We start from the raw sequence: 13,384 nt of genomic DNA, 5'->3' as shown, positions 1-13,384 counted from the left end.
ATGAAAACGGCCTTATTATTAGTCGATTTACAAAATGATTTTTGCACAGGCGGCACTCTCGCTGTGAATGAAAGTGAACACGTTATAGACATAGCAAATAAAGCAATCACGATTTGCCAACAAAAAGGGATTACCACCCTTGCAAGTCAAGATTGGCACCCTGTTAATCATTTAAGTTTTGCCGCAAACTCAGGCACACAAATTGGCGATATCGGTGAACTTAATGGGCTGGCGCAAGTATGGTGGCCTGTACATTGTGTCCAAGGCGAATATGGCTCAGAGTTCCACCCACAATTAAACACTCAAGCCATTCAAGAAACATTTACGAAAGGCGAAAACCCGCAAGTTGATAGCTATAGCGCTTTCTTTGATAACGATAAGGTAAGTCAAACTCGATTACACACATGGCTACAAGCTCAGAGGATCACCCATTTAATTATTATGGGGATTGCGACCGATTATTGCGTTAAATTTACAGTGCTCGATGCCTTGAATTTGGGCTACAGCGTTGATGTATTAGTTGACGGCTGTCGTGGGGTAAACTTAACCGCTAATGACAGCCAGATTGCATTAACCGAAATGGAACAGCAAGGCGCCAAACTTATCACACTAGACGATATTGCCTAACCCCTCATTTTCCTCAGCAATATTTTCTCTTGTACTGTATTCCTTGAGAAAATATTGCCGCTCAACCTTAATCGTTATTTTGCGGTTTGAGTGTTGCGAACATCTCCCCTTGGAACATCGCTTTCAGCTCTTGCTTGCTTTTCATGGTGATCTCACCATTGGTACCAACAGTCATATGTTCAGCATCATGGTTATGGCGTGATTGCCACAGCATCACCATCTGTAAGCTATGTTCTTTTTGCTCCGCCGTTAAAGGAACTCCATCTGGCCATTTCCCCAACTCAACGGCAGTAACGAGACGCTCATAAATCTCTGGGGTCATTACTGCAAGCAATTGTTCAATATGTTTTGGGTCGACTTCTACACTCATGGCACCGCTCCTTCAAAAAATTATACTGACGTTTAGTTAAATTGCTTTTTTATTTTTAGCTGAATCGTTATTGCTGAAGGTTATTGATAACAACTTATAAACTTCAGCAGCCTTCAGCAGCCTAACCACGCGTCTTTTCACCCGATGACTCATCCAAAAAGCTTAAGGATGCTGAATTAATACAGTAACGTTGCCCTGTTGGCATAGGTCCATCAGGGAACACATGCCCTAAGTGGGCATTACAATTTTGGCAACGGACTTCAATACGATGCATACCATGAGAAAAATCTTCGATGTATTTGATGACATGATCATTCACTGGCTCATAGAAACTTGGCCACCCACAACCTGCATCAAATTTAGTCTCAGACATAAATAAAGGTGTACCACAACACAGGCATTCGTACACACCCTCTTTACGGTTATGCAATAATTGACCACTAAATGGCGGCTCAGTGCCCGCTTGCTGTGTAACATAACGCTGTATCTCATTTAAATCTGAAATATCAACGTGTTGTTTATCTTTCTGTGACATAACTTATCCACGTATTTAAGCAATTTGTTCTGTTGATGACTATCACACCGTAATTTTCAGCAACAAAAAATTAACAACAATTTTTATAAAACTATTCTAAACTAAGAAGCATCTTACTTTCCGTTTTGATTTGTGAAGCGTATCACATATATCACTGATAGATGGTTTCATTATGCCGTACAATCCCGATAATACGTGCGGCTGTGTTTGCCGCTGAAGTGGCTGACAAATAAGCAGTTAGTGGTATCAGAATTGATTTTTTTCAATAATTGACACGATTCCGCTTGACGGCTGGCAAGGTTTTGGTAACTTTAACTACAACTTAATTCACGAATAAATAGCTGGTGGAAATACTATGACTATCAAAGTAGGTATTAATGGTTTTGGTCGTATTGGCCGTATCGTTTTCCGTGCTGCACAAGAGCGTTCTGATATCGAAATCGTTGCTATCAACGACCTGCTCGATGCAGAATACATGGCTTACATGCTGAAATACGATTCAACTCACGGTCGTTTCAACGGTACTGTTGAAGTTAAAGATGGTCACCTGGTTGTAAACGGTAAAAAAATCCGTGTTACTGCAGAAAAAGATCCTGCAAACCTGAAATGGAACGAAGTTGGTGTTGATGTTGTTGCTGAAGCAACAGGTATCTTCCTGACTGACGAAACTGCGCGTAAACACATCCAAGCAGGTGCGAAAAAAGTTGTTCTGACTGGCCCTTCTAAAGATGACACTCCAATGTTCGTTATGGGCGTTAACCACAAAGCTTACGCAGGTCAAGAAATCGTTTCTAACGCATCTTGTACAACTAACTGCTTAGCGCCGCTGGCTAAAGTTATCAACGACAAATTCGGTATCGTTGAAGGTCTGATGACGACTGTTCACGCAACAACTGCAACGCAAAAAACAGTTGATGGCCCTTCTCACAAAGACTGGCGTGGTGGTCGTGGTGCTTCTCAAAACATCATCCCATCTTCAACTGGTGCTGCTAAAGCTGTAGGTAAAGTTATTCCTGAGCTGAACGGTAAACTGACTGGTATGTCTTTCCGTGTACCAACACCAAACGTTTCAGTTGTTGACTTAACTGCACGTTTAGAAAAACCAGCAACTTACGCGCAAATCTGTGAAGCTATCAAAGAAGCTGCAGCAGGCGAACTGAAAGGTGTTCTGGGCTACACTGAAGATGACGTTGTATCAACAGACTTCAACGGTGAAAAACTGACTTCTGTGTTTGATGCTAAAGCTGGTATCGCACTGAACGATAACTTTGTTAAATTAGTTTCTTGGTATGACAACGAAACAGGTTACTCAAACAAAGTATTAGACCTGATTGCTCACATCTCTAAATAAGTGTTGTTAAGTAATTAGCCTGACTGAGCCGCCAATTGGCGGCTCTTTTGTATCATATCGAATACTGCATTAATATTTTATCTCACTTCATTTATCTTTAATCCATTATTCGATACTGTATAAACCAACTTTCAATCAGATTTAAGATAAGTGCCATACATCGCACAAATCTGCCACACGCAAAACGTATAATGCGTATTAATGCTGTTTCTACTAACACAGGCCGATACCATGCACGAAAAAATTTTTGCTCTACCCGTTATTAAACAACTCTCTGCCTATATCACTCAACGCCAATTAGGTGACCTACCACTGATTGTGGTTTCTCACCCAAAAGTTCGTGGTGCAGTCAGTTTACAAGGCGCACATCTCATTGATTGGCAACCTGCGGGGCAAAAGCCGTGTCTTTGGCTAAGTTCTGAAAGTGCGTTTAAAAACGGCGTAGCAATCCGTGGAGGCATTCCTATCTGTTGGCCATGGTTTGGCCCTGTAGCGAGTCCGAGTCACGGCTTTGCGCGTATCTTGCCTTGGCAATTTACTGCCCATAATGAACATGATGATGGGGTAATTTTAACCTTTACGCTCACTGACACTGATTATACCCGTAAGCTATGGCCCCACGAGTTCACATTGATTTTACGAATGAAACTGGGTGAAACCTGTGAGCTTGAGCTCGAAAGCTATGGTGATTTTGAAACGACAGCAGCATTACACACTTACTTCAACATCAGTGATATTCACAAAGCGACTGTTTACGGCCTTGGCGGTCACTATTTTGATAAGGTCGCTGATAAAGAAGTGTATGCATCTGAACCATTAAAATTCAATAAACACACTGACCGCATCTATTCAGAACCTGAAGAGTACAGCTTACTGCGCGATGAAGGCTGGAACCGCACGATTGAATTGCATCATTACCATAATAGTGATGTGGTGTGTTGGAATCCATGGGCTGAATTATCATGTAGTATGCAAGACATGCCAAATAATGGTTATAAACAGATGGTTTGTGTTGAAACGGCCTGTATTAATGTGCCCATGAAAAGCGATGCTCAGCACCCTGCTCGCCTGTCTTTAGTGATGGTAAGCCGCGATAATAAACCACAAAATTAATATTAAGACAAAATAAACCCCCAGTAGAGTCATCTTACTGAGGGTTTATGATTCTTTAACGACACATTAGAATGTATAGGTCACACCCGTCCACATAATGGCAGAAACAGATTTATTCACCATTGGGCTATCTTTTACTTCACTCGGTAGGCGGTCAACACGCCCCATCGCAAACACAGTCCAATTTTCGTCGAAACGGTAGTTACCTGTGACTTCCATATACGGCGTCCAGCTTGAACCTGGGTTATAACGTTTTAAACCGCTATGATTCGATTCTTTTGAAGAAACGCCATATTCATAACGATTTTGATTTTTGCTATCCCATTTGATACCTAAGCCTGGCGTGATAGACCATTTGTCGCCTTCAAAGCCATATAGGTAAGCAAACTCACCACGAATACCATTACTAATACCAAGGATATCCCCTGAAATATTCGTACGCAGTGTGCCCCAATCCGCTTTATGGCGGTAGGTAAAACCGGTCATAACCGTATCACGGCGACGATTTAGCTCACGCATTGCTTTGTCATCATTGTCTTTAGGTTTAAAAAATTGAGGATAATAGTACGCATCTAAAGACAGTTGATCTTGCGTGTCATTCCACAGGTAGTAACCTGCAGCTAACGTATGAAAGTAAAAATTTTCACTGTCATAATTCACAATTGGTACTGGCGTAATATAATCACGAGACTTAATGCCTTTATATGGCGTAGATTGCGCCAGTACAGAGCCACCAACAGACCATGTTCCAGCTAAAGCTGCGCTCGATAACACGCTTAACGCCACAGCAAGTGTGGTTAACTTAATTGTTTTAGACATAGATTAAACCTAAAAATAATGAGAAATGGATCAAACTTATATGTTATATCAATATGCAAAGATCCCCAATCTTCATAATCTAAATCACATTTAAAGCTAAATATGTGAGTTAGCGATAGTATTGGTTAACAATTATTCTACGCTTTTTTCGTAACGAACAGGAACTCTTTTTGCAAGTGCACACATTAATTCATAGCCTATCGTGCCTGCCGCTTGTGCCACATCGTCCACAGGCAAATTTTGCCCCCACAATTCCACTGTGGTGCCTAATTTCACATCACTACAATGGGTGATATCAATGCTCAACATATCCATAGAAACTGCGCCTAATAGCGCACAACGTGTCCCATTGCACCAAACAGGTGTTCCATTGGGGGCATGACGTGGATAGCCATCAGCGTAACCACACGCAACCGTAGCGATACGCATCGGCTTAGATGCAGTGAATCGGCTCCCATAACCGATAGATTCCCCTGCAGCGATATCATGCATTGCTATCACCTCTGATTGTAACGTCATCGCAGCTTTTAGCGGATACTGTTGGATATCAGCTGACTTTCCACTTGGTGACGCACCATACAACAAGATCCCCGTCCGTACCCAATCATACTGAGTATCTTTGTGCCAAAGAGTTGCACCTGAATTGGCAATACAGGTTTGTAAAGACAAATGACTAAACTGTTTAATTTTCTCAAATGGCTCAATTACCCCAGTATGTGAATCTGAATTAGCAAAATGACTCATTAACGTGATGGAGCCGACATTCTCCATCTTCGCTAACTGTTCAATGACATTTTGATATCCCGATACAGGAAAACCTAAACGATTCATGCCACTATTGAGTTTGACATAAACTGAAATTGGCGTAGACAGTTGCGCATTTTCAATAGCATAAAGTTGCCATTCACTATGTACGCTAGTCGTTAAGTGATACTGGTCGATTACCCCTAAATCTTGTGGCTGAAAAAAACCTTCAAGCAACAAAATTGGCCCTTTCCAACCTTCTTCACGCAATAGAATAGCTTCTTGGAGGTCTAACACTGCAAAGCCGTCAGTGGCTTTCAGTGCGGGCCAAATGTGTTTGATACCATGACCATAACCATCCGCCTTCATGACTGACCAAATTTTTGCCTGCCCTGAATGCTGACGCACAACCGATAAATTATGTTGTAAATTGTCTAAATGAATAATGGCACTAATTGGGCGTGGCATCTTAAGTCCTTAAATACATGTCTATTTTTATGTCAATACATCAGTTATATGGTACCAGCGAATTAACGTGCGGGGTTTAAATGCCCACCAGCCACTAATTTCGTATTAAATCCATCTAAATACCGTGATACTGACAAATCATCAGAAGCAATATCGGGTGTATTTCCTGAAATTAAATCTGACAGCAATTTCCCTGCTCCACATGCCATCGTCCAGCCCAGTGTGCCGTGGCCCGTATTCAAGTATAAATTGCTATACGCTGTTGGCCCTACAATTGGCGTACCATCTGGCGTCATTGGTCTGAGCCCTGTCCAAAATTGTGCTTGTGCGATATCGCCACCACCTTGGTACAAGTCTTGTACCACCATTTTCAGTGTTTCACAGCGTTTTTTCAGGATATTTAAATTAAAACCGACCACTTCTGCCATACCACCAACACGTATGCGTTCATCAAAACGAGTGACTGCAATTTTATAGGTTTCATCTAAAATGGTGGAAGTTGGCGCTCTTTGGGTGTCAATTATTGGCATCGTCAACGAGTAACCTTTAAGCGGATAGACTGGGATTTTAACCAGATTTTGGAGTATTGAGGTAGAATAAGACCCCATCGCAACCACATATCTATCGGCTTGCAGGATCTGACCATCAATACGCACACCACTCACACGTTGACCTTCTGTTATAATTTGCTCCACTTGCACGCCAAATTGGAATTTTACCCCTGCATCCTTCGCCATTTTAGCGAGCTTCTTGGTGAATTGCTGACAATCCCCTGTTTCATCATTTGGTAAACGCAATCCCCCCGTTAATTTGTGCTTCACAAATTCGAGTGCTGGCTCTGCTGTGATCAATTCATCAGAGGTTAATAGCTCATAAGGCACTCCCTCTTGTTGCAGCACGGCAATATCATTCGCGGCATTATCAAATTGCTTAGCCGTACGAAACAGTTGCAGTGTACCCCCTTGGCGTTCCTCATAGTGAATACCAATGTCATTTCTAAGCTCACGCATACAATCACGGCTATATTCAGCAATACGCACCATGCGGCTTTTGTTCATTGTGTAATGCTGAATATCACAGTTTTTGAGCATTTGCCACATCCAACGTAGTTGAAATAACGACCCATCTGGACGAATAGCCAGTGGTGCATGCTTTTCAAACATCCATTTTACCGCTTTCAATGGAATACCTGGCGCCCCCCATGGCGTAGCATATCCAGGTGAAACTTGCCCTGCATTACCTGCACTGGTTTCTTCAGCAACATCATGTTGCCTATCCACAACAATAACTTCATGGCCTTCTTGCGCCAAATACCATGCTGTTGTCACACCAATAACACCTGCACCTAACACTAGAATTTTCATAAGATCCTCAGCCGCAAAATGATGATTTACTCATTAGAATAATATTCTAGTATTCATTTGCCAATGTAGTGAATTAACACTTTTAACAATTCAGATAAAAAATTCGATTATTGTCACAATGTATTTACAAAATAGATTTTTATTCTAACGCATAAAAAAGAGGCGATTCAATTAAATTTTAAATATCAACATCTTACTTAAAACAAGAAACAACTTTATAGCTGAAAGCAATATTTTTCAGTAGAATCTATCAAATAACCAGAACTTACTATTACTTGCACTCACTCCTAACAAACGCCAACCTTGAAACTTAATATATTTTAAATAGCAACTTTTACAGCTTATTATTTTAATTAACGCTTTGTAACGACTGTTATATCGCGCATTCTCTGTAAGAACGATAAAACCAGAGATTTAGGAATGACTCACAAAATAAAAAAGCCAGCATCCATCGTTGAATGCTGGCTTGAATCATAAAAATTTGATGATGCTTAACGGATATGAGCTAAGTCAGATGGCATATTACCTTGCATAGAATGCCAAATCAGGCCACTTTCCTTACCGTAATTACGCACACATTCCATGATACGGTCATAGGCTTGCTCACGACACAGATGGCTTAATTGCTGATAGAAACTCAACGCTAAGCGTCTCGCTTCAGGGTTAGAAAAATAATACCGACCAACACGGGTATATAACCCTCTTAACCCATTAATAATTAGCCCATAAATTGGGTTACCTGAAGCAAAAGCGAGGCCACGGAAAATGTTATAATCCAAATCGCTAAAGGCATCTGAATTGTCTTCCACTTTTTCTCTGCCAGCTAATACCTCTAAGGACTTTTCAGGATTGTTACGAAAAGCCGTACGAATAAAAATTGCAGCAATATTTGTCCGCACTGCCAGCAAATTATCAATCAGTTGTGGAACTCTATCGTGATCTAATCGAGCTAATGTTTCTAAAATATTTAAGCCAGAAGTCTCCCAATAGTTATTCACCTTAGTTGGCTTACCATGTTGGATGGTTAACCAACCATCACGAGCCAAGCGTTGTAACACCTCACGTAGAGTGGTGCGTGTCACACCAATTAACTCAGACAGTTCGCGCTCAGCGGGCAAGATTGAACCTGGTGGAAAACGGTTGTTCCATATACTTTCAATAATGTACTCTTCCGCAAAACCTGCCGGGCTTTGAGCTTTAATAACCATATTTTTATTATTCCAAACCTTTTAAACGGATATTGAGGAAATCATACCAGATTGTCGTCTTCTGATATAGTTAGACTCAAAATAAAGAGTGAAGCAAATCATAGAATTTCCATATAATTCATACATTATCAATTAGCAAATAGACTTAAAATCCTTAAAAGATAAGAGTAGTATGTTGTGGAACGAGACAAAACATCCAATAAGAGGATAACAAACCATAATGGATTTTAGTTTAAAAAGCGCATTTTTGAAAAACTTTCTGGGGAACTCACCTGATTGGTACAAACTTGCCATTATTATATTCCTGGTCATCAACCCAATTGTTTTCTATTTCGCCAGCCCATTCATCGCAGGATGGCTATTGGTTATTGAATTTATATTTACATTAGCAATGGCATTAAAATGCTATCCCTTACAACCTGGAGGCCTACTCGCTATCGAGGCTGTACTGATTGGCATGACCAGCCCTGCGCAGATTTCTCATGAAATCAGCAATAATCTTGAAGTCATTTTACTGTTGATCTTCATGGTGGCTGGTATCTACTTTATGAAGCAGCTGTTGTTATTTGTTTTCACCAAATTACTGATAAACGTCCGTTCTAAACGAATTCTGTCATTAGCTTTTTGCTTAGCAAGTGCGTTTTTATCTGCTTTTTTAGATGCGTTAACCGTTATTGCTGTCGTGATCAGCGTTTCAATTGGTTTCTATTCTATTTATCACCAATATGCATCTAATCAGCATAGTGATATTGACCTGCAAAATGATGGTTTTATTAATAGCAGTGAGCAAAAACAAACCTTAGAGCAATTTCGCGCTTTTTTACGTAGCTTAATGATGCATGCAGGGATTGGTACGGCGCTGGGTGGCGTAATGACCATGGTTGGTGAACCTCAAAACTTAATCATCGCAAAGCATGTTAACTGGGATTTCATTACCTTTTATATTCGTATGGCACCTGTCACTATTCCTGTTTTCCTCTGTGGGCTAATTGTTTGTTTTCTTGTAGAAAAGTTCAAACTATTTGGTTACGGTGTAGAACTTCCAGACAGTGTTCGCCAAATTTTAACCGATCATGATAAAAAAATGACGGCGAAACGGACGAAAAAGGAACAAGCCCAACTGTGGGTACAGGGGCTAATTGGGATATGGCTAATTGTTGCTTTGGCCTTCCATTTAGCTGAAGTTGGGTTAATCGGTTTATCCGTGATTGTGTTAGCGACTGCATTTTGTGGTATCACTGAAGAACACGCTCTAGGCAAAGCTTTCGAAGAAGCCCTTCCATTCACGGCACTATTAACCGTATTTTTCAGTATTGTCGCCGTTATTATTGATCAACAACTCTTCACGCCATTCATTCAGTTTGTCTTACAGTCGTCCGAATCGTCCCAGTTATCGCTATTTTATCTGTTTAACGGCTTATTATCCGCAGTATCAGATAACGTCTTTGTGGGCACTGTGTATATCACTGAAGCAATGAAGGCTGCAAAAGAAGGACTCGTTTCACCTGAGCAATACCAGTTTTTAGCCGTGGCTATCAATACAGGGACAAACCTCCCCTCTGTAGCAACACCAAATGGGCAAGCGGCATTCTTGTTCTTACTAACTTCCGCACTCTCACCATTAATTCGTTTATCATATGGTCGAATGGTTTGGATGGCTCTTCCTTATACTGTTGTCATGACCATTGTTGGCTTATTAGGTGTTGAATACTGGCTCGTACCGATAACGCATTGGATGGCGTCCATCGGTTTGATTACATTTGGATAGGGATTATACTCAACCTCAATCAGGCGCTTTTATCAGCGCCTGATTGTAATGTTAGGTAAAACCTAACTCGAAATGGCATTTATTTTGCTTTAGGCGCTTTTTTTATCAGGCCGATAGGGGCAAAATGTGCGCATCACTCAATTAGGATATCTCAAGTATGTTCCGATTTTTTAACTACTGCTCACAAGGACGAGGCGCATGGCTATTGATGGCCTTTACAGCCTTTATGTTAGAGTGTGCGGCATTATATTTTCAACATGTTATGAAGCTTCAACCCTGCGTAATGTGTATTTATGAACGCGTTGCATTACTGGGCGTTATGTTTGCAGGTTTAATTGGTGCTATCGCACCGAGAAATATTGTCATTCGTTGGGTAGCCATCGCTGTGTGGATTTACGCCGCATGGCGCGGTTTAGACCTTGCATGGGAACATACCATGCTGCAACTTTACCCTTCGCCATTTGCTTCTTGTGATTTCTTTGTCAACTTCCCTGATTGGTTGCCACTGCAAGAGTGGGTTCCTGCGATGTTTGAAGCAACGGGTGACTGCGCGGTTAGACAGTGGGCATTTTTAGGCCTTGATATGCCGCAGTGGTTAATTGGTATTTTTGCCGCTTATATTTTAGTGGCTATTATTGTGTTAATTAGCCAATTTTTCCCCGCTAAAAAATCGGTTTAACCATAAATGAATTGAAAACGTAAAAAGCCCCTGATTAAAGGGGCTTTTCTTTTGTGAAGCCTAAAATAAATATTAAATACACGCACCACTTTGGATAACATTGGCAGCACAACGTTTGCCATTTGCAAATTGGCAAACCGCCGTTTCATCACCATTTAGTTCAAGTGTTAAGGCAGGTAATCCTCCTGCAGAAACGCAGGCTTCCTGAATCCCTGGCCCTAAATTAACCACTTGCTTTGCATACTGAGTTGCAGAGTTATCAACGGTTTTATTCACTTCTGAGCTTCCACAAGCCGATAACATCACTGACATTACAACTGCCACAACAACTGTCATCACAGGTTTTAATAACTGGCCGACCTTACGCCCCATGCTGTTTATCTCCCATCAAGCCGTTGTAACCCCTTGCCTTGCACTAGTGTGTGCTACTTTTTGAAAATAAATTGATGACTAAAACACCAATAATAATTAATAGCATACCAATAATTGCAGGTAAATCGAGTTTTTGGTGATAAATAAAAATTGCAGCAACAGAAACTAACACAATCCCTAGCCCAGACCAGATAGCATAGGCAATCCCCAATGGCATCACTTTCACTACCTGCGATAAGCCCCAGAAGGATACCCCATAGCCAATAATCACAATTAAAGACGGCCAGAAACGGCTAAAACCCTCAGAAGCTTTTAATGTGGTCGTTGCAATCACTTCTGCAAGAATCGACATCAAGAGAAAACTTAGACCTTTCATTGATAAACCTTATTGTTGTATTAAAAAAATAAATTATAGCGATAAACCAGAAAAAGCCCTGTATCCAATAAAGGTAATACAGAGCTTATTTAACTGTCTATTGTTGAGTGTGTTAATGTTGTTCAGCAGGTGCCAGCTTATCCGTTAATGTTTGGCTATAACGTTTAAACAAATAGAGGCACCAAATAAGCGACATGACACCAATTATAGCCCCCACATAACCAATTTGAGTCATCCCCATATGTACAATCACTTGATTACCCAGTAACGCCCCACCACCGATACCGATGTTAAAAATTCCAGAGAAGATAGCCATCGCTAAGTCTGTTGCATCTGGTGCTAAATCAATCACTTTAACCTGCATACCTAAGCTAATACACATCATCGCAATTCCCCAGAACACGGACAATATAATGAGTGACCAGACATTGCCTCCCATAGGCAACAGCAACAACAGACATAGCGTCATTAAGGCTATTGCTGAAGGTAAGAATATTAATGAAAGTTTTGTGCTATAACGGCTAAAGATGACGCTACCAATAATACCCGCAGCACCAAAAATCAGCAGCAAGACAGTGGCAAAATTTTGGCTCTGATGGGCTACATCGCGAACAAATGGCTCAATATAACTGTAAGCCGCGAAGTGTGCAGTCACCACTAATACCGTGAGCGCGAACATTCCGACTAATGCAGGTCGCTTGAATAAAACTGGAAGGCTTTTCAAAGAACCTGAATGTTCACTTGGCAAGCGTGGTAAGAAACGAATAAGTGCAATCATCGTAAATAATGCCACGACCCCGATACACAAAAATGTCACTCGCCAGCCTAAAAACTGCCCGATAACACGGCCGATTGGTAAGCCTAAAACCGTCGCTAACGCAGTGCCTGTCGCTAATAAGCCTAATGCCTGCGCTTTTTTGCCCGCAGGAGCTACACGAATAGCTAAAGATGCCGTAATCGACCAAAACACAGCATGAGACAAAGCAACGCCAATGCGCCCCACGATCAAAACATCAAAGTTCCACGCAAAACCTGAAACAAGATGACTGATAATAAAAATAACAAACAAGAATCCCAGTAGCTTACGCCGTTCTATTTTACTGGTTAATAACATTAACGGTAATGACATGAGTGCCACTACCCACGCATAAATGGTGATCATCAGCCCTGTATGCGCCACCGTCATGCCAAAACTCGCTGCAATGTCACTTAATAATGCAACAGGGACAAACTCCGTTGTATTAAAAACAAATGCAGCAACCGCCAGCGCTAAAACACGGATCCAAGCGGTTCTTCTTGATACTTGTGTCATTATTTATTTTGCCTTCAGTTTTCCATAAGCTAATTACACAAATCGGTTACCGACTTATGATGATGGCACATGGGAAATATATGTTTAGAACTAAACTGAACGATTAAACGGTGTTTTATTGCTCAAAACCACCGTATTTTTGTGAATTGTATCACAACTATTTAGCTATTTTAAAGCTTGCTATCAGTATTGGTAATCAATTTAAAATACATATTCCTGCAATTAGCCCTTCTTAAAAACCTAACTAAGCAAAATCAAACAAACACATCATTATTTGA

Annotated in this window: 14 protein-coding genes; 5 read left to right on the top strand and 9 right to left on the bottom strand. The window is 40.9% G+C overall.

Annotated elements, in window-relative coordinates; genetic code table 11:
• On the top strand, positions 1-627 hold the full coding sequence (pncA, locus tag ACE2AL_RS09855) for a bifunctional nicotinamidase/pyrazinamidase (RefSeq protein ID WP_206086147.1): 627 nt from the start codon (positions 1-3) through the stop codon (positions 625-627).
• A gap of 67 nt (positions 628-694) precedes the next feature.
• Here pncA and ACE2AL_RS09850 read toward each other — a convergent pair whose 3' ends face one another.
• Together ACE2AL_RS09850 and msrB are read right to left on the bottom strand one after the other, a co-directional pair.
• On the bottom strand, positions 695-997 hold the full coding sequence (locus ACE2AL_RS09850) for a YeaC family protein (RefSeq protein WP_206086148.1): 303 nt from the start codon (positions 995-997) through the stop codon (positions 695-697).
• A 121-nt stretch (positions 998-1,118) separates the two neighbouring features.
• Complete coding sequence (gene msrB / locus ACE2AL_RS09845) at positions 1,119-1,532, bottom strand: peptide-methionine (R)-S-oxide reductase MsrB (RefSeq protein WP_206086149.1); 414 nt, start codon at positions 1,530-1,532, stop codon at positions 1,119-1,121.
• A 355-nt stretch (positions 1,533-1,887) separates the two neighbouring features.
• Here msrB and gapA point away from each other — a divergent pair, with 355 nt between their 5' ends.
• Both gapA and ACE2AL_RS09835 read left to right on the top strand, forming a co-directional pair.
• On the top strand, positions 1,888-2,883 hold the full coding sequence (gapA, locus tag ACE2AL_RS09840) for a glyceraldehyde-3-phosphate dehydrogenase (protein ID WP_206086150.1): 996 nt from the start codon (positions 1,888-1,890) through the stop codon (positions 2,881-2,883).
• Between the two features lie 231 nt (positions 2,884-3,114).
• Entirely contained in the window at positions 3,115-3,996 is an 882-nt protein-coding gene (locus ACE2AL_RS09835; RefSeq protein WP_375084288.1) for a D-hexose-6-phosphate mutarotase, read from the top strand.
• 66 nt (positions 3,997-4,062) lie between these two features.
• On the opposite strand, the gene ACE2AL_RS09830 is transcribed toward ACE2AL_RS09835, so the two are convergent.
• The 4 genes from ACE2AL_RS09830 to fadR all read right to left on the bottom strand — a co-directional run bounded on the left by ACE2AL_RS09830 (position 4,063) and on the right by fadR (position 8,599).
• Positions 4,063-4,815, bottom strand: coding sequence for a MipA/OmpV family protein (locus tag ACE2AL_RS09830; protein WP_206086152.1), 753 nt, complete (start codon positions 4,813-4,815; stop codon positions 4,063-4,065).
• A 132-nt stretch (positions 4,816-4,947) separates the two neighbouring features.
• A complete protein-coding gene (gene alr, locus ACE2AL_RS09825) occupies positions 4,948-6,027 on the bottom strand; it encodes an alanine racemase (RefSeq protein WP_375084287.1) in 1,080 nt (359 codons plus the stop codon).
• 62 nt (positions 6,028-6,089) lie between these two features.
• Positions 6,090-7,391: a D-amino acid dehydrogenase gene (locus ACE2AL_RS09820; RefSeq protein ID WP_375084286.1), complete on the bottom strand. Its 1,302-nt coding sequence runs from the start codon at positions 7,389-7,391 to the stop codon at positions 6,090-6,092.
• A 491-nt stretch (positions 7,392-7,882) separates the two neighbouring features.
• On the bottom strand, positions 7,883-8,599 hold the full coding sequence (fadR, locus tag ACE2AL_RS09815; RefSeq protein WP_047756875.1) for a fatty acid metabolism transcriptional regulator FadR: 717 nt from the start codon (positions 8,597-8,599) through the stop codon (positions 7,883-7,885).
• Between the two features lie 220 nt (positions 8,600-8,819).
• Here fadR and nhaB point away from each other — a divergent pair, with 220 nt between their 5' ends.
• A complete protein-coding gene (gene nhaB / locus ACE2AL_RS09810) occupies positions 8,820-10,367 on the top strand; it encodes a sodium/proton antiporter NhaB (RefSeq protein ID WP_272573178.1) in 1,548 nt (515 codons plus the stop codon).
• A 157-nt stretch (positions 10,368-10,524) separates the two neighbouring features.
• A complete protein-coding gene (gene dsbB, locus ACE2AL_RS09805; RefSeq protein WP_206086156.1) occupies positions 10,525-11,046 on the top strand; it encodes a disulfide bond formation protein DsbB in 522 nt (173 codons plus the stop codon).
• 72 nt (positions 11,047-11,118) lie between these two features.
• Here dsbB and ACE2AL_RS09800 read toward each other — a convergent pair whose 3' ends face one another.
• The 3 genes from ACE2AL_RS09800 to ACE2AL_RS09790 form a co-directional block, all read right to left on the bottom strand.
• The gene (locus ACE2AL_RS09800; RefSeq protein WP_272573179.1) at positions 11,119-11,418 is read right to left on the bottom strand and encodes a DUF333 domain-containing protein; all 300 of its coding nucleotides are present in this window, start codon (positions 11,416-11,418) and stop codon (positions 11,119-11,121) included.
• A 43-nt stretch (positions 11,419-11,461) separates the two neighbouring features.
• Positions 11,462-11,794 (bottom strand): multidrug efflux SMR transporter, encoded by a 333-nt coding sequence (locus tag ACE2AL_RS09795; RefSeq protein ID WP_206086158.1) that lies wholly within the window; start codon positions 11,792-11,794, stop codon positions 11,462-11,464.
• A gap of 112 nt (positions 11,795-11,906) precedes the next feature.
• Positions 11,907-13,106 (bottom strand): sugar transporter, encoded by a 1,200-nt coding sequence (locus tag ACE2AL_RS09790; RefSeq protein WP_206086159.1) that lies wholly within the window; start codon positions 13,104-13,106, stop codon positions 11,907-11,909.
• Positions 13,107-13,384: the final 278 nt, after the last annotated feature.

This window comes from Providencia xihuensis, from assembly GCF_041953405.1.
In the GTDB taxonomy this organism is placed as follows: domain Bacteria; phylum Pseudomonadota; class Gammaproteobacteria; order Enterobacterales; family Enterobacteriaceae; genus Providencia; species Providencia vermicola.
Note: the sequence above shows the minus strand (reverse complement) of the source record. Positions and strands in the feature narration are given on the sequence as shown.